Source organism: Citrobacter sp. RHB25-C09 (genome assembly GCF_013836145.1).
GTDB lineage: Bacteria > Pseudomonadota > Gammaproteobacteria > Enterobacterales > Enterobacteriaceae > Citrobacter_A.
In genome coordinates this window covers 2,426,067-2,447,896 of sequence record NZ_CP057483.1, presented here as the reverse complement: position 1 = coordinate 2,447,896, position 21,830 = coordinate 2,426,067, and the positions used below count along the sequence as shown (strand labels likewise).

Genomic DNA, 21,830 nt, shown 5'->3' with positions numbered 1-21,830 from the left:
AGAAACAGCGGCTGGTCCGCTGTTTCTGCTTTATGTACGCAGGAATAAAAATAAATAGTGACGTGCTTCGCAACCTTTCAGTCGAGTAATAAATAAACTGGTACGCTGAGTTAATATTATGTTAACAGCTTGTTTATTATCTGGGGTTGAGATGACGACGAACACACATTTTAGAGGTGATGTAGTGAAGAAGGTTTGGCTAAACCGTTATCCCGCTGATGTTCCTGCGGAGATCAATCCTGACCGTTATCAATCCCTGGTGGAACTGTTTGAACATGCTGTCGCGCGTTATGCCGATCAGCCTGCCTTTTTGAACATGGGGGAGGTCATGACCTTCCGCAAGCTTGAAGAGCGCAGCCGTGCATTCGCTGCGTACCTGCAACAGGGGCTGGGCTTAAAGAAGGGGGACCGCGTTGCGCTGATGATGCCGAACCTGCTGCAATATCCGGTGGCGTTGTTTGGTGTTTTGCGCGCCGGGATGATCGCGGTGAACGTGAACCCACTGTACACCCCGCGTGAACTGGAGCATCAGTTAAACGACAGCGGCGCGGCGGCGATAGTCATCGTGTCCAACTTCGCTCACACCCTCGAGAAAGTGGTTAGTCAAACCAGCGTGAAGCATGTGATCCTGACCCGCATGGGCGATCAGCTTTCAACGGCTAAAGGGACGGTCGTTAACTTCGTCGTGAAATACATCAAGCGACTGGTGCCGAAATACCATCTGCCAGACGCCATTTCTTTCCGCAGTGCGTTGCAAGCCGGCTACCGCATGCAGTATGTGAAGCCGGAAGTCGTGCCAGAGGACCTGGCGTTTTTGCAATACACCGGCGGGACAACCGGCGTTGCGAAAGGCGCAATGCTGACGCACCGCAACATGCTTGCTAACCTGGAGCAGGTGAAAGCCACCTATGGGCCGCTGCTGCACCCGGGGAAAGAGCTGGTGGTGACTGCACTGCCGCTGTATCACATTTTTGCTCTCACTATGAATTGCCTGTTGTTCATCGAACTGGGTGGTCAAAACCTGTTGATTACCAACCCGCGTGATATTCCTGGGCTGGTAAAAGAGCTGGCAAAATATCCGTTTACCGCCATGACAGGGGTGAATACGCTGTTTAACGCGTTGCTGAACAATAAAGAGTTCCAGCAACTGGACTTTTCTACGCTGCATCTTTCGGCTGGCGGTGGTATGCCAGTGCAACAGGCCGTGGCGGAACGCTGGGTCAAACTAACGGGTCAGTATTTACTGGAAGGGTATGGACTGACCGAGTGTGCGCCGCTGGTCAGCGTTAATCCGCACGATATTGACTACCATAGCGGCAGCATTGGCCTGCCGGTACCGTCAACCGAGGCTAAACTGGTTGATGACGACGACAACGAGGTGCCGCCGGATCAGCCAGGCGAACTATGCGTGAAGGGGCCACAGGTGATGCTGGGCTACTGGCAGCGTCCTGATGCAACCGATGAGATCATCAAAAATGGCTGGCTGCACACCGGTGATATCGCCGTGATGGACGATGAAGGCTTCCTGCGCATCGTCGATCGCAAGAAAGATATGATCCTGGTGTCCGGCTTTAACGTCTACCCGAACGAAATTGAAGACGTTGTGATGCAGCACCCCGGCGTGCTGGAAGTGGCTGCTGTCGGCGTACCGTCAGGGAGCAGCGGCGAGGCAGTAAAAATCTTCGTCGTCAAAAAAGATCCTTCCCTCACTGATGAAGCGCTGGTGACTTTCTGCCGACGCCAGTTAACGGGGTATAAAGTCCCGAAATTGGTCGAATTCCGTGATGAGCTACCGAAATCAAACGTCGGTAAAATTTTACGTCGAGAATTACGTGACGAAGCGCGCGCCAAAGTGGACAATAAGGGCTAAGCGTTAAGCAACACGCCAGACGCCGGATGACTCCGGCGTTTTTTTTGGCGTAAACCGAAGAGAATGCAATTTGAATTACCAAATGATCACCACCGACGACGCGCTGGCGACGCTGTGCGAAGCGGTTCGCGCGTTTCCTGCGATTGCCCTGGATACTGAGTTTGTTCGTACCCGCACCTATTATCCACAGCTGGGGCTGATTCAGTTGTTCGATGGCGAGCATGTTGCGCTCATCGATCCGCATGGCATTACCGACTGGTCGCCGCTGAAGGCCATTTTGAGTGATACCGCGATAACCAAGTATCTGCATGCTGGCAGCGAAGATCTGGAAGTTTTCCTCAATGCGTTTAGCGAACTCCCTCAGCCGCTGATCGATACGCAAATTCTGGCGGCATTCTGCGGCCGTCCGCTGTCGTGGGGATTTGCGTCGATGGTGGAAGAGTTCACCGGCGTGGCGCTGGACAAAAGCGAATCGCGTACCGACTGGTTGGCTCGCCCGCTGACGGAACGTCAGTGTGAATATGCGGCTGCGGACGTCTGGTATCTGTTGCCGATTGCTGAAAAACTGATGGCAGAAACCGCAGAAGCGGGTTGGCTGCCTGCGGCACTGGATGAATGTCGCCTGATGCAAAACCGTCGCCAGGAGATCCTCGCGCCGGAAGACGCCTGGCGTGAGATTACCAATGCCTGGCAGCTACGCACCCGCCAACTTGCCTGCCTGCAACTGCTTGCCGACTGGCGCCTGCGTAAAGCGCGTGAACGTGATTTAGCGGTGAATTTCGTGGTTCGTGAAGAACATCTGTGGGCGGTGGCGCGCTATATGCCGGGCAGCCTGGGTGAATTGGATAGCCTCGGACTTTCCGGCAGTGAAATTCGCTTCCACGGTAAAACGCTAATTGCGCTGGTTGCGAAAGCCCAGGCGTTACCGGAAGAGGCGCTGCCGGAGCCACTGCTGAACCTGATGGATATGCCGGGCTACCGCAAAGCGTTCAAAGCCATCAAAGCCCTGGTGACTGAGGTGAGCGCGGAGCATAACGTTAGCGCTGAACTGCTGGCATCCCGTCGTCAGATTAACCAGTTGCTTAACTGGCACTGGAAATTAAAGCCACAAAGTTCGCAGCCGGAGCTGGTTTCCGGCTGGCGCGCAGAGCTGATGGCTGAGAAACTGAACGCGCTGTTACTGGAATACCCGCGCTAACGGGCAGTGCGCACGACGCTAAAGGCCCGGTAAGCGAAAGCGCCACCGGGTATTCATTCACAGATCCAACACCAGCCGTTTACCCTTCGCTCGGGAGCAGCAGATCAGCATACTTTGCTGACTTGCCCGCTCCTCGTCGCTGAAATACTGGTCACGATGGTCGGCTTCGCCTTCAAGGATAGCCGTCTCACAGGTGCCACAAACGCCTTCACGGCACAGACACTCCACCTTTGCGGCCTTGTGGTTTTCAATGACCTGCAAAATGGTCAACTCTTCCGGCACCTCAAGTTCACGACCAGAACGCGCCAACACCAGCGTGAAGGCATTGCCCGTTTTGTCTTCTATAGCGAACTGTTCGAAGTGCAAATATGCGCTGTCGATGCCCGCATGGGCTGCCGCAGTGCTGACTGCCTCATTTAGCGCGGCCGGACCACAGGTATAGATATGGCTGCCCGGTTCGACATTCGCCAGCATTCGCGCCAGATCCAGGCGGGTTCCCTCGCTGGAAAGATGCATGCTAATGCGGTCTGCGCAGCCGTGCTGCTGTAGCTCCTCCATGAAGGCGCAGCTTTCCGGCGAACGGGAACAATAATGGAGTTGCCACAGCGCCTGACGCTGCACCAGCTCCGGAATATGCGATAAAAAAGGCGTAATGCCGATGCCTCCGGCGATCAGGATATGTTTCGGTGCCTGTTCAGCAAGGGCAAAAAGGTTATTTGGGGAAGAGACAACCAGCGTATCGCCCGGTGCGACCTGCTGATGCATAAAACGAGAACCGCCCCGGGAATCTTCTTCCAGACGCACGGCAATCTGATAACAGGAGGTATCAAAGGGGCTGCTTATCAGCGAGTAGGCATTGCTGTAATGATTTTCACCCTCCTGCATCTGAACAAGGATATGGCTGCCACCGCTGAACGCGGGCAGCGGGCCGCCGTCTGGGGCAACAAAGGTGAAGCGCTTTACGTGAGGGGTGATCGTTTCAACCTGCCTCACCCGGACCTCAAGCATCTGGTAATCTGACATCGTATTACTCCCGTGAAATCAGCCCGGCGCCGCAGGGGAGCCGCGCCGGGCAAAGCCATCATTACAATCCCTGGCAGAGATATTTCATTTCCAGGTAATCCTCAATACCGTGTTCAGAGCCCTCGCGCCCCAGACCCGACTGTTTCACCCCGCCAAAGGGGGCGACCTCGTTCGATATAAGCCCGGTATTGATTCCGACCATACCGTATTCCAGTTGCTCTGAAACACGCCAGATGCGTGCGGCATCGTTGGTATAGAAATAGGAGGCGAGGCCATAGATGGTGTCGTTCGCCAGGTGAATCACCTCCTGCTCGTTGTCGAACTTCACCAGTGCGGCGACCGGACCAAAGATCTCTTCCTGTAATAGCTGCGAGCCGGGCTGAACGTCGCCAATCACCGTCGGTACAAAGAAATTTCCGCCCAGCGCGTGACGCTGACCACCGGTTAACAGCGTTGCGCCACGCGTCAGCGCGTCATCCAGCAGCGACTGCACTTTGTGTACAGCGTCCGCATTGATTAGCGGTCCTGTCTGTACCCCGCTGTGGCTACCGTCACCCACCTGGAGTGCGGCGACGCGGGCAACGAATTTTTCGCTGAATGCGTCATATACCGACTGGTGGATATAAAAACGGTTCACGCAAACGCAGGTCTGCCCGGCATTGCGGAATTTTGCAACCAGCGCACCTTCAACTGCCTTATCCAGGTCGGCATCCTCAAAGACAATAAACGGCGCGTTGCCGCCAAGTTCCAGTGACACTTTCTTGATGGAATCGGCGCACTGTCGCATCAGGACACGACCAACCTCCGTCGAGCCGGTAAAGGACAGTTTCCGGACGCGTTCGTCGCGGGTCAGTTCTGCGCCAATTTCACGCGATTTGCCGGTAACCACGTTAAGAACGCCTGCCGGGATCCCCGCCTGGAGCGCCAGTTGTGCTAGCGCCAGCGCGGTATACGGCGTTTCATTGGCCGGTTTTAACACCATCGTACAGCCTGCGGCCAGCGCCGGGCCGGCCTTGCGGGTGATCATTGCCGCCGGGAAATTCCACGGCGTGATGGCGGCGCAAACGCCTATTCCCTGGCGAATCACCAGCAGACGCTTATCGGCTGTTGGAGAAGGGATCACTTCGCCATTGCTGCGTTTGCCCTGTTCAGCAAACCACTCAATGAACGATGCGGCGTAGACGATTTCCCCAAGTGCTTCCGCCAGTGGCTTTCCCTGCTCGGCGGTCATGATCTGTGCAAGCTCGGTTTGGTTATCGAGTATCAGCCGATGCCAGGCTTTAAGATACGTAGCGCGTTGGGCGGGCGTCAGCGCGCGCCAGGCGGGTAACGCCTGCGCGGCTGCGTCTATGGCGACGCGGGTTTCCCCTGCGCCCATATTGGGAATATGACCCAGAACCGCGTTGGTTGCGGGGTTAACCACCGACAGGGTGGTCTGGTCGTCAGCCTCACGCCAGTTGCCGTCAATTAATGCCTGCTGGCGAAACAGTGAAGAATGGAACACGGACATGGCAAACTCCTGGGACATTAATCGCGAAAGACTTTGGCTAACAGATTGTGGAAATGCGCGATCCCATGTTCGGAAATCCCGCTGCCGCTGTTGTCGGCCATAATGCGCCCCTGACCGCGATAGCCTCGCGATTTCAGCCCTTTCTGCACGCTCTCAACCAGGCGTAAATCCTCCGGGCGGAACACATCGCGGTACCACTCAATCAGCGACTTCTGCTCTTCAGTCAGTTCTTCGTTAGTAAAGTAGATGTCGTAGTTTTGCAGCGTGGTTTCGGCGTCCACCGGGAATTCATAGATCACCGTCATCATCCCTTTAATGGGCGTGACGTTCAGCATGGTGCAAGGCCACAGCCAGAAACCATGAAACGCAGCATCCACGCCTTCTTCGAACTTAAAGGACTGCTCAGACGGTTTGGCGAAGCCGTATTGCAGCGTCCAGTTGCCGTGCATGGTGTGCCAGTAGCGGTCCACCTGTACCGAGTCAGAAAAACCAGGATGCGCCGGGCCGCAGTGGTAGCATTCGAGATAGTTATCCACGATATTTTTCCAGTTTGCCGGCGTGCGGGTGGTAAAGCGTGCCGCCAGTTTAAGATCGTGAACGTCCGGACATGCTTCAAGCACTTTTGCGCCAAGCCCGGGCAACTGTTCTTCCACGCTGCCTGCGTCGGGGTCCATATTGATAAAGACGAATCCGGCATACTCTTCCAGACGCACCGGCACCAGCTGCGCTTTTTCGCTGTCAAAATTTGCCACGTTTTCACAGTTGCGGGCGTGCGCCAGTTGCCCATCGAGCTTGAAGGCCCAGGCGTGATACGGACAGGTAATCACATTTTTCGCTTTGCCTTCACCGCTAAGAAGTTGATGCCCACGGTGCGGACAGACGTTGTAAAAGGCACGCAGAATATTATCGCGACCGCGAACCAGAACGATGTTCTCGCCAATCACTTCGCGGGTGACATAGTCATTGGCCTTAGCCAGTTCGCTGCTGTGCGCTACGCAAATCCAGCTTTTGGCAAACACGCTCTCTTTTTCATGTTCGAACGCCTGCTGGTTGGTGTAGAAACGGGCCGGAATGGTCCAGGCCTCCTGCGGATTAGCGCAAAAATTTTCCGGCAGAACAAATTCAGGGTGCAGATTGCTCATAGTGTCACCTTTTATTCAGTTGTAATCGGTTGATGTGTTATGGCGTTAGTTATCGCCTTTGAGTAATTTTTCGGTCGACACAGCGTGGACGGCTTCGGGCTCAGCCTGCGCGGTGCCGGGGAGATAATCTTCGATTTGATGCGCGGGGACATGCGCATAATCCTGCTTCAGCCAGCGGATAAAACCGCCAACCTTCACCAGCAATATGGCGAGGAAGGGAAGGGCCGTCAGCACCACAGTGGTTTTCATCGTTTCCAGTGAAGCGCCAGTGAACAGGATCGACAGTGGGATCAGCGTGATGACGACGCACCAGAAGAGGCGCAGGCCACGGTCCGGATCTTCGCCTTCCTGAAGGTTACGAGTACTGGTCGCCGCCATGGTGTAGGCCACGGCATCCATATGCGACGCCAGGAAAATAATCATCACCGCCAGGTACGCCGCAAGGAACAGCTTGCCAGCGGGCAAAGACATCAGAACCTGTTGGACCGCGGTTTCACCGCCCAGTGTTTCCATAATCTGTGGCACATCAATAATGCCTTTGACAAACTGATGGATGGCATAGCTTTCCATAACGCCAAAGAAGAACCAGCATCCGACGGTGCTGCCGAGAATAAGCCCCCAGATCACTTCCTTGATTTTACGGCCACGAGAGACGCGGGTAACAAACATGGCGACGCCTGGCGTGTAGGAAATCCACCACAGCCAGTAGAACACCGTCCAGTTGCGGGTAAAGACACCGTCGCCCAGAGGATCGGTAAACAGGCTCATTTGCAGGAAATTCTGCGTGGTCAGGCCGATGGCATTGATGATGCTGTTAGTAATGAATTCGGTTGGACCGACAATCAGCACCAATAACGGCAGCAGGATTGCGCCCCAGCCGACCATCTTGCTCAGACGTTGCAAACCGTTGTTAATGCCGATCCACGAGCTCAGACAGAAGATGCCCCCGGAAAGCAGGATCACAAAAGCCTGCACCGTGAAATTATCCGGCAGGCCGGTAAGTGCTGACAGTCCCCGCGTAAAGGTCGCAGCGGTGACAACCAGAGAAATGGTTAATGCGCCAACGGTGGCAATTAAAAACATCAGGTCGACAAGTCGTCCCCATACGCCCTGCGGTCGAACGCCGGTAATGGCAGCAATAATGCCGGAAAGGCTTAATCCTTTGTTTTTACGGACATGAAAGTGGTAGGCCATGATCAGCGATGCCAGCGTATAAGTTGCCCATGCGCTGATCCCCCAATGGAAAAACGAATAAGGCACGCTATATTCCAGCGCTTTCTGGGAGTGTGGTTCGATGTTCAGGCCAGGCGTCTGATAATAGTAGGCCCATTCGGCGACGCCCCAGTAAAGCGTGGAGGAGCCGAGTCCGGCGCAGATAAACATAAAAAGCCAGGCCAGCGTGCTGTATTCCGGTTTCCCTTCGCCGAGGCGAATATTGCCGTATTTGCTGGTAGCCAGATAAACTACCAGCCCCATTGCCAGCAAAACTAATACCTGAACAGCAGAACCCAGCATCCGGGTCACGCCGTTATAAATTGCGTTAGCCGCCTGAGCGGACTGTTCGGGAAAAAGACTTAATGCTGCTGCGATAAAAAGAATGGCCACCAGGCTGATAACGATCAGCGGCACATCTTTTTTCTTTACGTTGCTCAACATCGGTGATCTCCTGGGCATAGCTGCCCGCAAGTGGCTTTAGCCTGTCGTTGTTATCACGGAGTAGGGTCAAAGTTTGTAGTGTTTGCATTTAACAAATTAATTATTTGTTTGTTACATGAATTAAACAATTGGCCGATGCGTGAAGCAATAAAACACGGAATGGAAACAATAAAAGGTGAAATGGCGCAGGTTATTTACTGCATAGAACGAATAAAAATGCCGCGTCCGTGACGCGGCTCTTATTTTGTGGTTTGACCTTAAGAAAGAATAATCTGCGCAACGGCCTCGCCGACCTGCTGCGTTGACGCGTTGCCCTTCATATCCGGCGTTTTGGGACCGTCAGCGATGACCTGTTCAATGGCAGAGAGGATCCCGTTATGCGCTGCGGTATAGCTCTCGTCACCCGCGCCCAGAAAGTCGAGCATCATTGCACCCGCCCAAATTGTCGCAACCGGGTTAGCAATATTCTTGCCGTAGATATCCGGTGCTGAACCGTGAACCGGCTCGAACAGCGACGGGAAGGTGCGTTCGGGGTTCAGATTAGCGGAAGGGGCGATACCGATGGTGCCGGTGCAGGCGGGGCCAAGGTCAGAAAGGATATCACCAAACAGGTTAGAGGCGACCACCACGTCGAACCGCTCGGGCTGCATCACAAACCTGGCGCAGAGAATATCAATATGGTGCTTATCCCAGCGGATCTCCGGATACTGCTGCGCCATGGCTTCCACTCGCTCGTCCCAGAACGGCATGCTGATCGCCAGTCCATTGGATTTAGTTGCGGAGGTCAGTAACTTGCGCGGACGGCTTTGGGCCAGTTCAAACGCGTAGCGCAAAATGCGATCCACTCCGCGACGGGTGAACACCGACTCCTGAATAACCACTTCATGCTCCGTCCCCGGATTAATGTGGCCGCCGAGGGCGGAATATTCCCCTTCGGTGTTTTCACGTACGACATAGAAATCAATATCGCCGGGTTTCTTGCCTGCCAGCGGGCAGGGCACACCGGGGAAGAGGCGGACGGGTCGTAGGTTAACGTACTGGTCGAATTCGCGGCGGAACTTGAGTAACGACCCCCACAGGGAGATATGATCCGGCACCGTATCCGGCCAGCCTACCGCGCCAAAGTAGATGGCATCATAAGCGGTAAGCTGCTCACGCCAGTCGTCAGGCATCATCTTGCCGTGGTGCTGGTAATACTCACAGCTTGCCCACTCGAACTGCTCAAAGCTCAGCGTCAGATCCCAGCGTTTGGCCGCAGCCTGTAAAACGCGAATCCCCTCTGGCAGCACTTCTTTGCCGATGCCGTCTCCGGGAATCGCGGCAATACGGAATATTTTTTTCATGTCAGTTCTCACTTGTAGGGTCGCAAATTTGACTTCCTCACTATCCTATAATTGACTGAAAAGGAATTAATCACGCTAACTGGTGAAACATAAAACACAGATCATGAATAATCTGCCTCTGCTGAATGATTTACGCGTCTTTATGCTGGTCGCTCGACGTGCGGGATTTGCCGCCGTGGCTGAAGAATTGGGCGTGTCACCCGCGTTTGTGAGCAAGCGGGTGGCGCTTCTTGAGCAAACCCTTAACGTTGTTTTGCTGCATCGCACCACCCGGCGCGTGACCATTACCGAAGAGGGCGAGCGCATCTATGAATGGGCGCAGCGGATACTCCACGATGTGGATCAGATGATGGATGAGCTTTCCGACGTCCGCCAGGTGCCACAGGGAAGCCTGAATATCATCAGCAGCTTTGGTTTTGGTCGCCGCATCGTGGCTCCGGCGCTGTCGGCGTTGGCAAAGCAGTACCCGCAGCTGGAGCTACGTTTTGATGTCGCGGACAGGCTGGTGGATCTGGTTATGGAAGGCGTAGACCTCGATATCCGCATAGGCGATGAGATCGCGCCAAACTTAATTGCCCGTAAGCTGGCAACAAACTACCGAATCCTCTGTGCGTCGCCTGAGTTCATTGCCCGACACGGGATGCCAAAACAGCTTGCGGAACTGTCTACCTATCCCTGCCTGGTCATAAAGGAGCGCGATCATCCGTTTGGGATCTGGCAACTGCAGAATAAAGAGGGTCAGCATGCCATTAAGGTGAGCGGGAGTCTCTCATCGAATCATGGGGAGATTGTTCATCAGTGGTGTCTGGATGGGCAGGGAATTGCGCTGCGCTCGTGGTGGGACGTCTGCGATAACATTGTCAGTGGTCATCTTGTGCACGTTTTGCCTGACTATTATCAGCCGGCGAATATCTGGGCGGTATATGTTTCCCGCCTGGCGTCCTCGGCAAAAATTCGAATTACCGTTGAGTTTTTGCGAAACTATTTTGCCGAGCAATATCCCTCGTTCTCGCTGAAATAAAAAAGGCAGATTGCTCTGCCTTTTTAAATCCAGGAATTTTCTCAGCAAAAAGTTATCTTGATTCTTCCGTTTCTGGCAACGTGACGTTAAGTTCCAGAATAGAAATATCACCGTCTTTTTGTTCTAACTGCACGGTGACCATTTCAGGGTCGATTTGGACATATTTACATATGACCTCAAGAATATCTTTGCGTAACTGCGGCAAATAATGTGGCTCGGCGTCACTCCGACGGCGTTCAGCGACAATAATCTGCAAACGTTCTTTCGCAATGTTCGCTGTATTTTTTTTCCGTGAGAGAAAAAAATCCAGTAATGCCATAATTTATCCTCCGAACAGGCGTTTGAGGAAACCTTTCTTCTCTTCATCAATGAAGCGGAAAGGACGTTCTTCTCCCAACAGACGTTCTACCGTATCGGCATACGCTTTACCCGCGTCTGAATTAATATCCAGAATGACGGGTTCGCCCTGGTTAGAGGCGCGCAGTACCGACTGATCTTCCGGGATCACCCCGACAAGCTTAATCCGCAGAATTTCCAGCACATCTTCCATACTGAGCATATCGCCCTTGTTGACACGGCCGGGGTTATAGCGCGTCAATAACAGATGCTCTTTGATCGGTTCATCGCCATTCTCGGCGCGACGCGATTTAGACGCCAGAATGCCAAGAATACGGTCTGAGTCACGCACGGAGGAGACTTCCGGGTTGGTGGTGATGATTGCTTCATCTGCGAAATAGAGCGCCATCAGCGCGCCCGTTTCGATACCTGCCGGGGAGTCACAGACCACGAAATCAAAATCCATCGCTTTCAGATCATCGAGAACTTTCGCCACACCTTCCCGGGTCAGCGCGTCTTTATCACGCGTCTGAGAGGCAGGAAGAATAAACAGGTTCTCTGTGCGTTTATCTTTAATTAACGCCTGATTCAGCGTGGCATCGCCCTGAATGACGTTGACGAAATCGTAAACGACCCGACGTTCACATCCCATGATGAGATCAAGATTACGCAGGCCGATATCAAAATCAATAACGACAGTTTTCTTTCCCTTCTGGGCCAAACCAGTAGCGATGGCCGCGCTGGAGGTGGTTTTGCCAACGCCCCCTTTACCCGAAGTAACAACAATAATGCGTGCCATAGAAATTCCTTGTTAAAAAGGGATCAATTCAACGGTTGAACTGTCAAAGCGTTATCTGCAAGCTGCAGACGCGTCGCTTTGCCATAAAATTCGGCTGGGATTTTATCACTCAGCCAATAAACACCTGCAATCGACACCAGTTCTGCCGTCAGGTGTGTACAAAATATCTGTGCTTCCCGATCGCCGCTTGCGCCCGCCAGCGCACGGCCTCTCATCATGCCATAAACATGAATATTGCCATCCGCGATAAGTTCTGCGCCTGCGCTGACGTGATTTGTAACAATCAGATCACAGTGTGGTGCATAAATGCGCTGACCGGAACGAACCGGGACATCTATAAATCGTGTTTTTGTGACGGATTTGGCGTTTTGCTCGACAGCGGCGGGTGCAACAGGCTCTGCGGCGGCAGAACGCGCCACTTTTTCTTTTCCTTCAGTGAGTAAAGGAAGACCCATTGCATCGATTTCCGCTTTCAGGCGGGCATCTTTACAACCACTGACGCCCACAATGCGCAGCCCCGTCGACGACACAACCTCATGGAGTGCCGACCAGTTTATCGGCTTCTCAAGACCGCCGACATTCACCACCACAGGGGCATGTTTCAAAAAAGCCGGAGCCTGAGCGATTTTGTCTTCTAACGCCTGCCGAATAACCTCGGGTTCTGCTTCATGCAGATGAACCACTGATAAGGTGAAGCTACTGCCTTTAAGTTCGATGGGCGTGTTTGACATCCTGGCCTTACTCAATTTGCAATTTATCATCTCCGGCGTGGAGTGATATTCCGAAGTCCAATAGGCATGTTATAGTCACTATTATATTGAGGCAAGTCGCCATCCGTTTAATTCAGAGTAAAAAGTATGTTTTGTGTGATCTACAGAAGTAGTAAGCGTGACCAGACCTATTTATATGTCGAAAAAAAAGACGATTTTTCACGCGTACCGGAAGAACTGATGAAGGGATTTGGTCAACCGCAGCTGGCTATGTTATTGCCACTGGATGGTCGTAAGCAGTTAATCAATGCCGATTTGGAAAAGGTTAAACAAGCACTAACAGAACAGGGCTATTATTTACAACTTCCGCCGCCGCCGGAAAATTTACTGAAAATGCATCTTGCGGCCTCCTCACAAAACAAATCTGAGACTGACAATTAATTGGCAGTGAGTCATGCCTGTCGGTGTCAGTGCTGAAATCCACGATGACAGAGTAGGGGAACAGAATGTATCAACATCATAACTGGCAGGGTGCGCTGCTGGATTACCCGGCAAGTAAAGTGGTTTGTGTCGGCAGCAACTACGCAAAGCACATTAAGGAGATGGGCAGCGTGATGCCCGAAGAGCCGGTTCTGTTTATCAAACCAGAAACGGCGCTTTGCGATTTGCGCCAGCCGTTGGCGATCCCAGCGGATATGGGTTCCGTGCACCACGAAGTCGAGTTGGCGGTGTTGATTGGTTCTACGCTGCGACACGCCACCGAGGATCATGTCAAAAAGGCTATCGCGGGGTATGGGGTCGCTCTCGATCTGACGCTGCGTGATATCCAGGGCAAAATGAAGAAAGCGGGCCAACCGTGGGAAAAAGCCAAGGGCTTCGATAATTCCTGTCCGCTGTCCGGTTTTATTCCGGCGACAGAGTTTAGCGGCGATCCGCAAGCGACAACGCTGGGCCTGACTGTCAATGGCGAGGTCCGCCAGCAGGGATCGACGGCGGATATGATCCATAAAATCGTGCCGCTGATTGCCTATATGAGCAAATTTTTTACCCTTAAAGCGGGCGATGTCATCCTGACCGGGACGCCGGAAGGCGTTGGGCCACTCGTCAGCGGTGACGAACTGGTGATCAGCTTTAACGGGAATACGCTGACGACACGCGTACTGTAACTCTCGCTTGCCGCCTTTTCGGGCGGCAAAACTTGCATCAGCGTGCCAGACTGGTTATAAGGTGCACCTTTTAGAGCAATGGCGGATACCCTGATGAGCGATTTACCTTTCTGGCAACGTAAAACCCTTGATGAAATGACCGATGCCGAATGGGAGTCGTTGTGTGATGGCTGTGGTCAATGTTGCCTGCACAAACTGATGGACGAGGATACGGATGAAATCTATTTCACCAACGTCGCCTGTCGCCAGCTCAATATCAAAACCTGCCAGTGCCGTAATTATGAGCGTCGTTTCGATTACGAGCCAGACTGCATCAAGCTGACCCGTGATAACCTGCCGACCTTTGAATGGCTGCCAATGACCTGTGCCTATCGACTGTTGGCGGAAGGTAAAGGGCTGCCGGATTGGCACCCGCTGTTGACGGGCTCAAAGGCGGCGATGCACGGCGAGCGAATTTCAGTACGTCATATTGCGGTGCGGGAATCCGAAGTAGTTGACTGGCAGGACCATATACTGAACAAGCCATCCTGGGCGGACTGAGTCCAGGACAAAAAAACGCTCCCGGTTGGGAGCGTCTTCTGTTAACGACTGAACAAATCGCGTCTTTTTGGTTTTAGCGGTTGCGAAATAAGTACCAGCACCGCGACCACGAGATAGGCCACAAAAATCCCCAGCAGCCATTGCGGCATTTCCAGGGTTAAAAATTCCCACTGACGCTCCGCGCAATCGCCAGAGGCGACAAATACCTGCGGCAGCCATTTATCCAGCGGCAGCCAGGTGGGGAAACGAGCCATAAAATCACAGGTCATAAACGGGGAAGGATGAAGCTGGATCTGGGTATGCTCCCAGGCCAGTTGTATCCCACGCCAGGCGCTGTAGATCCAGATCGCCAGCCCGACGTAGCGTAATGGAGTTTTTGGCGCAATTGCCCCGACAATCCCGGCACCCATGATGCCAAACAACGCACAACGTTCGTAAATGCACAGTACACACGGCTTGAGTAGCATGACGTGCTGAAAATACAGCGCTACCAGCTCGAGCGCTAAAGCAGTAAACGCCATCAATAACCATGCGCCCCGACCCCGTGAGCACTGGTTCAAAAATCGCAACATAATAATTTCCCTGCAACATGCGTAGAAAGCGCAGTGTAAACCAATTCGTTTACCGCGCCACCTGGAGAAAACGAAATATAGTACAATTGGATAATTATCAGGCAAAAAGGCAAACCGGGCAATGATATGCCCGGTTTGTTGTGATTAAGGTGTAACGATCCAGCCAGTTTGTAGCATCCACTCGGTCATTGGCGACAGTGTGAACTCAACGCACAGCAGACCTACCAGCGTCAGGACAATGGTATAAGGTAGCGCCATCCAGACCATTCGACCATAAGAAAGACGAATCAATGGGGCCAGTGCAGAAGTGAGAAGGAACAGGAACGCAGCCTGACCGTTTGGCGTCGCCACAGACGGCAGGTTGGTTCCGGTGTTGATCGCCACCGCTAACAGTTCGTACTGTTGCAGAGTAATCGCGCCGCTCTCCATCGCCGCTTTGGCTTCATTGATATAGATCGTCCCAACGAATACGTTGTCAGAAATCGATGAAAGCAGACCGTTAAAGAGATAAAACAGCGTCAGTTGCGCATGCTCTGATGCCTGAAGAACAAAATGAATAATCGGCGAAAACAGTTGTTGATCGATAATCACCGCGACGACGGCGAAAAAGACGGTCAGCAGTGCGGTAAAGGGCAGGGACTCGGTAAACGCCTTGCCAATGGCGTGCTCGTCGGTCACGCCGGTCAGCGAGGTCGCCAGAATGATGACTGACAGACCAATCAACCCCACTTCCGCCAGATGTAACGCCAGTGCGATGACCAACCAGATGCCAATAATCGCCTGCACAACCAGTTTCAGTTGTTCCTGACGGTTTCGCTGCTGACGACTTTGATCGTCAAATTGCTGCAGGACTTCGCGGACTTTCTCCGGCAGCGTTTCGCCATAGCCAAACCAGCGCATTTTCTCAACCAGTACGCAGGTTAACAGACCGCAGATGAGTGTCGGGATGGTCACCGGAGACATCCGCAGGAAGAAGTCGCCGAAATGCCAGCCGGCGGCCTTGGCGATAATCAGGTTTTGCGGCTCGCCAACCATTGTCATTACGCCGCCCAGTGCGGTCCCTACACCAGCATGCATCATCAGGCTGCGCAGGAAACCACGGAACTGCTCCAGCACCGATTTATGGTGTTGTTCAATATGGCTATCATCCAGCATGTCGTTATCTTCACCGCGTGAGGAGACAACGCGGTGATAAATGCCGTAGAACCCCACGGCGACGCTGATGACCACGGCCACCACGGTCAGCGCATCAAGGAACGCGGAAAGGAACGCCGCCGCAATACAGAAGGCCAGGGACAGTAGCGTTTTGGAACGGATGCTCAGCAGCAGGCGGGTAAAGATAAACAGCAGCAGTTGTTTCATAAAGAAGATGCCCGCCACCATGAACATCAGCAGGAGCAAGACTTCCAGGTTAGCCGCGACCTCTTCGCGCACATGACTGGCGCTGGTCATACCGATGAACACGGCCTCAATCGCCAGCAGGCCGCCGGGCAGTAGCGGGTAACATTTAAGCGCCATCGCCAGCGTGAAGATAAACTCCGCAACCAGCAGCCAACCCGCGACAAACGGATTGATAATGAAAATCAGTGGGTTAACAATGAGAAATGCCAGTAGGGCGAGTTTATACCAGTCTGGCGATTGACCTAAAAAGTTGCGCCACAGTGCGCGGCCCCAGGAGAGCTCCATGGTGGTTTCCCTTACCTTCTAAATTGAAATGATGTTTTTATGTTTGACCGCAAAGCTTAGCGGTCAGGCGGAACACAGGCAAGTCCTTAACTTCACCTCCTGGCAGAATTGAGAAAATGGCGCCCTGATCCCCTTTTTCTTCATTGTGTCCGCTATCGGGCTTTTAGCCCGTCTGGTATGATGAGTGAAACTATGTTTTGCTGTGTAATGGAAATCTTATTATGGTCATTAAGGCGCAGAGCCCTGCGGGTTTCGCGGAAGAGTACATCATTGAAAGTATCTGGAATAACCGCTTCCCTCCGGGCACTATTCTGCCAGCAGAACGTGAGCTCTCTGAACTGATCGGCGTAACGCGAACCACGCTGCGCGAAGTTCTGCAGCGTCTCGCGCGAGACGGTTGGTTAACCATTCAACATGGTAAACCCACGAAGGTAAATAACTTCTGGGAAACCTCCGGTCTGAATATCCTTGAAACGCTGGCGCGCCTCGATCACGAAAGCGTCCCGCAGCTGATCGACAATCTGCTGTCCGTGCGTACCAATATCTCCACCATCTTTATTCGCACCGCGTTTCGTCAGCATCCTGAAAAAGCGCAGGAAGTTCTGGCCACGGCGACGGAAGTTGCCGATCACGCTGATGCGTTTGCTGAACTCGATTACAGTATTTTTCGTGGACTGGCGTTTGCCTCCGGCAATCCGATTTATGGCTTGATCCTCAATGGGATGAAAGGGTTGTATACCCGCATCGGGCGTCATTACTTTGCTAACCCGGAAGCTCGCAGCTTAGCGCTCGGCTTCTACCATAAGCTCTCGCAGCTTTGCTTGCAGGGCGCACACGACCAGGTCTATGAGACGGTACGTCGCTATGGTCATGACAGCGGGGAAATTTGGCATCGGATGCAGAAAAATCTGCCCAGTGATTTAGCCATTCAAGGTCGATAACCATTGCAGGCCCGGTAAGCGCAAGCGCCACCGGGCAACAAACTACAAATTATTCACCCGTGGCGGGCAACGCTCCAGCAGTTCTACACTGCCATCTTCGTTTTGCTGTTCCAGCATCACATCAAATCCCCACAGTCGATGGACATGCTTCAACACCTCCTTGCGTTCTTTATCCAGCGGTGCGCGATTGTGCGGGATATATCGCAGGGTAAGGGAGCGATCGCCGCGTAAATCAACGTTCCAGACCTGAATATTCGGCTCAACGTTACTCAGGTTGTATTGCGATGAAAGCCGGTTGCGGATTTCGCGATAGCCTTCCTCATTATGAATGGCGGAGATTTCGAGATAGTTATGTCGGTCATCGTCGAGCACGGTGAAGAACCGGAAGTCGCGCATCACTTTGGGTGACAGGAACTGGCTGATAAAGCTCTCATCTTTAAAATCACGCATGGCAAAATGCAGCGTCTCCAGCCAGTCGGATCCCGCAATATCCGGGAACCAGTATTTATCTTCTTCTGTCGGCGACTGGCAAATGCGTTTAATGTCCTGGAACATCGCATAGCCGAGTGCGTAAGGATTTATCCCGCTGTACCACGGGCTATTGTAGGGCGGCTGAAAGACGACATTGGTATGGCTGTGCAGGAATTCCAGCATGAAGCGTTCAGTGACTTTTCCCTCATCATAAAGATGATTCAAAATCGTATAGTGCCAGAAAGTGGCCCAGCCTTCGTTCATCACCTGAGTCTGTTTTTGCGGATAAAAATACTGGCTCACTTTGCGCACAATGCGCAGGATTTCCCGTTGCCAGGACTCCAGCAGCGGGGCATTCTTCTCCATAAAATAGAGCAGGTTCTCCTGGGGTTCGGAAGGGTAGCGGCGCGCCTCGGCAATGGTCTTTTCTTCCTCTTTCTTCGGCAGGGTACGCCACAGCATGTTCACCTGGCTTTGCAGGTACTCTTCGCGGCTTTTCTGTCGGGCTTTCTCTTCCTGAAGAGAAATTTTTTGCGGACGCTTATAGCGATCTACGCCGTAGTTCATCAGGGCATGGCAGGAATCCAGCAGCTTCTCGACTTCATCCACCCCGTAACGCTCCTCGCACTGCGTGATGTAATTTCGTGCGAAGATCAGGTAATCCACAATTGAACTGGCGTCGGTCCAGCTACGGAACAGGTAGTTATTTTTAAAGAAGGAGTTGTGCCCGTAACAGGCATGCGCCATCACCAGCGCCTGCATGGTAATGGTGTTCTCCTCCATTAAATAGGCAATACACGGGTTAGAGTTAATGACAATCTCATATGCCAGCCCTTGCTGCCCGTGTTTGTATAAGCGTTCCGTCTCAATGAATTTTTTGCCAAACGACCAGTGCGGATAGTTAATCGGCATCCCGACGCTGGAGTAGGCATCCATCATCTGTTCGGAGGTGATCACTTCAATCTGGTGCGGGTAGGTATCGAGCCGGTAAAGTTTCGCCACGCGGTCTATCTCTGCCAGATAAACATCCAACAGATCAAACGTCCAGTCGGGTCCATCGCTCAACCGTGTGGTGTCCTTGTTCATGGAATCAATCGTAGCCATTCGCGCACCCTCATTGTTGGCGGCGCTCTCTGTGTGGAGCACCTCATTTCAAGCATAGAACAGCCTGTTAAAAACCGTGTTCAGAAAGAACCTTTTTCTTTGCCATTTCCGTTGGTCAGGGTGCCAAAAACACGGCAGGTCACGATATTTTATTCTGGATAAAAATGCGTTGCAGCAGGAGATACCAGTTTAATGACACTCCTGTGCTATCAGTGTTGTGTGAGACAGGTCACCATAAAAAAGCCGTATGTTGAATAATATTTTCATCTAGGTTATCAAGATGTAATTAGATGATTGTTCTTTTACTGTTAATGGAGTGGCTATGCGAGTTGTCATACTGGGAAGTGGCGTCGTCGGCGTGACCAGCGCCTGGTATTTGAGTCAGGCTGGACATGATGTCACCGTTATCGATCGGGAACCGGGTCCGGCGCTGGAAACCAGCGCAGCGAATGCGGGGCAGATCTCACCGGGCTATGCGGCACCCTGGGCAGCGCCAGGCGTTCCCTTAAAAGCGATTAAATGGATGTTCCAGCGTCACGCGCCTCTGGCGGTTCGTCTGGACGGCACTCAATTCCAGCTCAAATGGATGTGGCAAATGCTGCGCAACTGCGATACCAGCCATTACATGGAAAATAAGGGACGAATGGTGCGGCTGGCGGAGTACAGCCGTGACTGTCTGAAAGCACTGCGCGCCTCCACCGGTATTCAGTACGAAGGACGACAGGGCGGAACATTGCAACTTTTCCGCACTGAACAGCAGTATGAAAACGCGACCCGCGATATCGCGGTACTGGAAGACGCAGGCGTTCCGTATCAGCTCCTTGAAGCGCATCGTCTGGCGGAAGTTGAGCCCGCACTGGCGGAGGTGGCGCATAAACTGACCGGTGGCCTGCGTTTACCGAACGACGAGACGGGTGACTGCCAGCTTTTTACTCAGCGTCTGGCGCAGATGGCTGAGCAGGCAGGGGTTAAATTCCGTTTCAATACGCCAGTGGATAAACTGCTCTGTGAAGGCGAACAAATCTACGGCGTGAAATGCGGAGATGAAGTGATCAAAGCCGATGCCTACGTGATGGCTTTCGGCTCTTACTCCACCTCGATGCTGAAAGGCATTGTCGATATTCCGGTCTATCCACTGAAGGGCTATTCGCTGACCATTCCCGTCGCCGAAGAGGACGGTGCGCCAGTTTCGACTATCCTTGATGAAACTTACAAGATCGCGATTACCCGTTTTGACCAGCGAATTCGTGTTGGCGGAATGGCTGAAATTGTGGGTTTCAACACCAAGTTACTTCAGCCGCGTCGCGAAACGCTGGAAATGGTGGTTCGCGATCTCTACCCGCGCGGTGGGCATATTGAGCAGGCGACATTCTGGACAGGGCTGCGTCCAATGACGCCGGACGGCACGCCGGTTGTCGGGCGCACCAGCTTCAAAAACCTGTGGCTCAATACCGGCCACGGTACGCTGGGCTGGACGATGGCATGCGGTTCAGGGCAACTTTTGTCTGACCTGCTTTCAGGGCGCACGCCGGCTATTCCCTACGACGATTTGAGCGTTGCGCGCTACCGTTCCGGCTTTACGCCTTCCCGCCCTCAGCATCTGCACGGCGCACATAACTAAGAGGAGGCGAGATGACCCGCCCGATACTGGCCAGCCTTGACCTGCAGGCGATGAAACAAAACCTGAGCATTGCGCGTCAGGCCGCCCCGGACGCTCGCGTTTGGTCGGTGGTGAAAGCCAATGCTTACGGACACGGCATCGACCGTGTCTGGAATGCGTTAGGCAATACCGATGGCTTCGCGTTGCTCAATCTCGAAGAAGCCATCACATTGCGTGAACGCGGCTGGAAGGGACCGATCCTGATGCTGGAAGGCTTCTTCCACGCGGAGGATTTAGCGGTCTACGACACCTGGCGTTTAACCACCTGCGTTCACAGCAACTGGCAGCTCAAAGCCATTCAGAATGCGAAGCTCAATGCGCCACTCGACGTTTACGTGAAAGTGAACAGCGGAATGAACCGGCTGGGATTCTTGCCTGAACGGGTGCAGTCCGTCTGGCAGCAATTGCGGGCGATGCCGAACGTGGGCGAAATGACGCTGATGTCGCACTTTGCCGATGCTGAACATCCCGATGGAATTCAGGACGCGATGGAGCGGATTTCCCGCGTAACGGAAGGGATGGAGTGCCGTCGCTCGTTGTCGAATTCGGCAGCCACGCTCTGGCATCCGGAAGCGCATTTTGACTGGGTGCGTCCCGGGATCATCCTCTACGGTGCGTCGCCTTCCGGTCAGTGGCGCGATATCGCTAACACCGGTCTGAAGCCGGTCATGACGCTGAGCAGCGAAATTATCGGCGTACAGACATTAAAAGCGGGCGACCGGGTCGGTTATGGTGGGCGGTATACTGCCGGTGGAGAGCAGAGGATCGGTATTGTCGCTGCCGGTTATGCAGACGGCTATCCGCGACATGCGCCGACCGGTACACCCATTCTGGTGGACGGCGTGCGGACAGTCACGGTCGGAACCGTATCAATGGACATGCTGGCGGTAGATTTAACGCCATGTTCCCAGGCTGGCATTGGAACGCCGGTGGAGCTGTGGGGTAACGAGATCAAAATTGATGACGTCGCCTCAGCGGCGGGCACCGTGGGGTATGAACTGATGTGTTCTCTTGCACTGCGCGTGCCAGTTGTGACGGTGTAACTTTTAGTGTGATGCCGGATGATGGCGTTGCCGTCATCC

The 21,830-nt window shown here is 53.3% G+C and carries 20 protein-coding genes; 9 read left to right on the top strand and 11 right to left on the bottom strand.

Translation table 11 applies throughout. The features are described from left to right. The first annotated feature begins 184 nt into the window (after positions 1-184). Positions 185-1,870: a long-chain-fatty-acid--CoA ligase FadD gene (gene fadD / locus HVY19_RS11360; protein WP_181680704.1), complete on the top strand. Its 1,686-nt coding sequence runs from the start codon at positions 185-187 to the stop codon at positions 1,868-1,870. 70 nt (positions 1,871-1,940) lie between these two features. Further along, complete coding sequence (rnd, locus tag HVY19_RS11355; protein ID WP_181680703.1) at positions 1,941-3,068, top strand: ribonuclease D; 1,128 nt, start codon at positions 1,941-1,943, stop codon at positions 3,066-3,068. A 57-nt stretch (positions 3,069-3,125) separates the two neighbouring features. Here the strand turns inward: rnd and HVY19_RS11350 are convergent, their stop codons facing one another. The 5 genes from HVY19_RS11350 to HVY19_RS11330 form a co-directional block, all read right to left on the bottom strand. Continuing rightward, entirely contained in the window at positions 3,126-4,091 is a 966-nt protein-coding gene (locus HVY19_RS11350; RefSeq protein WP_181680702.1) for a PDR/VanB family oxidoreductase, read from the bottom strand. A gap of 61 nt (positions 4,092-4,152) precedes the next feature. Then, a complete protein-coding gene (locus HVY19_RS11345; RefSeq protein ID WP_181680701.1) occupies positions 4,153-5,601 on the bottom strand; it encodes an NAD-dependent succinate-semialdehyde dehydrogenase in 1,449 nt (482 codons plus the stop codon). 17 nt (positions 5,602-5,618) lie between these two features. Beyond that, on the bottom strand, positions 5,619-6,743 hold the full coding sequence (yeaW, locus tag HVY19_RS11340; protein ID WP_181680700.1) for a carnitine monooxygenase, oxygenase subunit YeaW: 1,125 nt from the start codon (positions 6,741-6,743) through the stop codon (positions 5,619-5,621). Between the two features lie 45 nt (positions 6,744-6,788). Further along, complete coding sequence (locus HVY19_RS11335; RefSeq protein WP_181680699.1) at positions 6,789-8,399, bottom strand: BCCT family transporter; 1,611 nt, start codon at positions 8,397-8,399, stop codon at positions 6,789-6,791. Between the two features lie 257 nt (positions 8,400-8,656). Continuing rightward, a complete protein-coding gene (locus HVY19_RS11330; RefSeq protein WP_181680698.1) occupies positions 8,657-9,742 on the bottom strand; it encodes a tartrate dehydrogenase in 1,086 nt (361 codons plus the stop codon). Between the two features lie 103 nt (positions 9,743-9,845). Between HVY19_RS11330 and HVY19_RS11325 the strand changes: the two genes are divergently transcribed. Next, the gene (locus tag HVY19_RS11325) at positions 9,846-10,763 is read left to right on the top strand and encodes a LysR substrate-binding domain-containing protein (protein WP_181680697.1); all 918 of its coding nucleotides are present in this window, start codon (positions 9,846-9,848) and stop codon (positions 10,761-10,763) included. Between the two features lie 52 nt (positions 10,764-10,815). Here the strand turns inward: HVY19_RS11325 and minE are convergent, their stop codons facing one another. The 3 genes from minE to minC are packed head-to-tail and all read right to left on the bottom strand — an operon-like array spanning position 10,816 to position 12,629. Further along, positions 10,816-11,082, bottom strand: coding sequence for a cell division topological specificity factor MinE (minE, locus tag HVY19_RS11320; protein WP_181680696.1), 267 nt, complete (start codon positions 11,080-11,082; stop codon positions 10,816-10,818). 3 nt (positions 11,083-11,085) lie between these two features. Then, positions 11,086-11,898: a septum site-determining protein MinD gene (gene minD / locus HVY19_RS11315; RefSeq protein ID WP_181680695.1), complete on the bottom strand. Its 813-nt coding sequence runs from the start codon at positions 11,896-11,898 to the stop codon at positions 11,086-11,088. 23 nt (positions 11,899-11,921) lie between these two features. Further along, complete coding sequence (gene minC / locus HVY19_RS11310; RefSeq protein WP_181680694.1) at positions 11,922-12,629, bottom strand: septum site-determining protein MinC; 708 nt, start codon at positions 12,627-12,629, stop codon at positions 11,922-11,924. 126 nt (positions 12,630-12,755) lie between these two features. On the opposite strand from minC, the gene HVY19_RS11305 reads away from it, so the two are divergent. From HVY19_RS11305 to HVY19_RS11295, 3 genes are all read left to right on the top strand, one after another. Then, positions 12,756-13,049, top strand: coding sequence for a YcgL domain-containing protein (locus HVY19_RS11305; protein WP_181680693.1), 294 nt, complete (start codon positions 12,756-12,758; stop codon positions 13,047-13,049). A 65-nt stretch (positions 13,050-13,114) separates the two neighbouring features. Continuing rightward, on the top strand, positions 13,115-13,774 hold the full coding sequence (locus tag HVY19_RS11300; protein WP_181680692.1) for a fumarylacetoacetate hydrolase family protein: 660 nt from the start codon (positions 13,115-13,117) through the stop codon (positions 13,772-13,774). Between the two features lie 93 nt (positions 13,775-13,867). Beyond that, a complete protein-coding gene (locus tag HVY19_RS11295; protein ID WP_220132926.1) occupies positions 13,868-14,314 on the top strand; it encodes a YcgN family cysteine cluster protein in 447 nt (148 codons plus the stop codon). 41 nt (positions 14,315-14,355) lie between these two features. On the opposite strand, the gene dsbB is transcribed toward HVY19_RS11295, so the two are convergent. Together dsbB and nhaB are read right to left on the bottom strand one after the other, a co-directional pair. After that, a complete protein-coding gene (gene dsbB, locus HVY19_RS11290) occupies positions 14,356-14,886 on the bottom strand; it encodes a disulfide bond formation protein DsbB (protein WP_181680690.1) in 531 nt (176 codons plus the stop codon). A gap of 144 nt (positions 14,887-15,030) precedes the next feature. Further along, on the bottom strand, positions 15,031-16,572 hold the full coding sequence (nhaB, locus tag HVY19_RS11285) for a Na(+)/H(+) antiporter NhaB (RefSeq protein ID WP_181680689.1): 1,542 nt from the start codon (positions 16,570-16,572) through the stop codon (positions 15,031-15,033). A 221-nt stretch (positions 16,573-16,793) separates the two neighbouring features. Between nhaB and fadR the strand changes: the two genes are divergently transcribed. Then, complete coding sequence (gene fadR / locus HVY19_RS11280) at positions 16,794-17,513, top strand: fatty acid metabolism transcriptional regulator FadR (protein WP_181680688.1); 720 nt, start codon at positions 16,794-16,796, stop codon at positions 17,511-17,513. Between the two features lie 42 nt (positions 17,514-17,555). On the opposite strand, the gene HVY19_RS11275 is transcribed toward fadR, so the two are convergent. Continuing rightward, a complete protein-coding gene (locus tag HVY19_RS11275) occupies positions 17,556-19,088 on the bottom strand; it encodes a SpoVR family protein (protein WP_181680687.1) in 1,533 nt (510 codons plus the stop codon). A gap of 322 nt (positions 19,089-19,410) precedes the next feature. Here HVY19_RS11275 and dadA point away from each other — a divergent pair, with 322 nt between their 5' ends. Together dadA and dadX are read left to right on the top strand one after the other, a co-directional pair. Continuing rightward, positions 19,411-20,709 (top strand): D-amino acid dehydrogenase, encoded by a 1,299-nt coding sequence (dadA, locus tag HVY19_RS11270; protein WP_181680686.1) that lies wholly within the window; start codon positions 19,411-19,413, stop codon positions 20,707-20,709. 11 nt (positions 20,710-20,720) lie between these two features. Continuing rightward, positions 20,721-21,791, top strand: coding sequence for a catabolic alanine racemase DadX (dadX, locus tag HVY19_RS11265; RefSeq protein ID WP_181680685.1), 1,071 nt, complete (start codon positions 20,721-20,723; stop codon positions 21,789-21,791). The last annotated feature ends 39 nt before the right edge of the window (positions 21,792-21,830 follow it).

What these genes read in the sequence shown, in the direction of transcription:
- HVY19_RS11350 (WP_181680702.1), bottom strand. Translation starts at nt 4,091, where the DNA reads ATGTCAGATTACCAGATGCTTGAGGTCCGGGTGAGGCAGGTTGAAACG.
- HVY19_RS11345 (WP_181680701.1), bottom strand. Translation starts at nt 5,601, where the DNA reads ATGTCCGTGTTCCATTCTTCACTGTTTCGCCAGCAGGCATTAATTGAC.
- yeaW (WP_181680700.1), bottom strand. Translation starts at nt 6,743, where the DNA reads ATGAGCAATCTGCACCCTGAATTTGTTCTGCCGGAAAATTTTTGCGCT.
- HVY19_RS11335 (WP_181680699.1), bottom strand. Translation starts at nt 8,399, where the DNA reads ATGTTGAGCAACGTAAAGAAAAAAGATGTGCCGCTGATCGTTATCAGC.
- HVY19_RS11330 (WP_181680698.1), bottom strand. Translation starts at nt 9,742, where the DNA reads ATGAAAAAAATATTCCGTATTGCCGCGATTCCCGGAGACGGCATCGGC.
- HVY19_RS11325 (WP_181680697.1), top strand. Translation starts at nt 9,846, where the DNA reads ATGAATAATCTGCCTCTGCTGAATGATTTACGCGTCTTTATGCTGGTC.
- minE (WP_181680696.1), bottom strand. Translation starts at nt 11,082, where the DNA reads ATGGCATTACTGGATTTTTTTCTCTCACGGAAAAAAAATACAGCGAAC.
- minD (WP_181680695.1), bottom strand. Translation starts at nt 11,898, where the DNA reads ATGGCACGCATTATTGTTGTTACTTCGGGTAAAGGGGGCGTTGGCAAA.
- minC (WP_181680694.1), bottom strand. Translation starts at nt 12,629, where the DNA reads ATGTCAAACACGCCCATCGAACTTAAAGGCAGTAGCTTCACCTTATCA.
- HVY19_RS11305 (WP_181680693.1), top strand. Translation starts at nt 12,756, where the DNA reads ATGTTTTGTGTGATCTACAGAAGTAGTAAGCGTGACCAGACCTATTTA.
- HVY19_RS11300 (WP_181680692.1), top strand. Translation starts at nt 13,115, where the DNA reads ATGTATCAACATCATAACTGGCAGGGTGCGCTGCTGGATTACCCGGCA.
- HVY19_RS11295 (WP_220132926.1), top strand. Translation starts at nt 13,868, where the DNA reads ATGAGCGATTTACCTTTCTGGCAACGTAAAACCCTTGATGAAATGACC.
- dsbB (WP_181680690.1), bottom strand. Translation starts at nt 14,886, where the DNA reads ATGTTGCGATTTTTGAACCAGTGCTCACGGGGTCGGGGCGCATGGTTA.
- nhaB (WP_181680689.1), bottom strand. Translation starts at nt 16,572, where the DNA reads ATGGAGCTCTCCTGGGGCCGCGCACTGTGGCGCAACTTTTTAGGTCAA.
- fadR (WP_181680688.1), top strand. Translation starts at nt 16,794, where the DNA reads ATGGTCATTAAGGCGCAGAGCCCTGCGGGTTTCGCGGAAGAGTACATC.
- HVY19_RS11275 (WP_181680687.1), bottom strand. Translation starts at nt 19,088, where the DNA reads ATGGCTACGATTGATTCCATGAACAAGGACACCACACGGTTGAGCGAT.
- dadA (WP_181680686.1), top strand. Translation starts at nt 19,411, where the DNA reads ATGCGAGTTGTCATACTGGGAAGTGGCGTCGTCGGCGTGACCAGCGCC.
- dadX (WP_181680685.1), top strand. Translation starts at nt 20,721, where the DNA reads ATGACCCGCCCGATACTGGCCAGCCTTGACCTGCAGGCGATGAAACAA.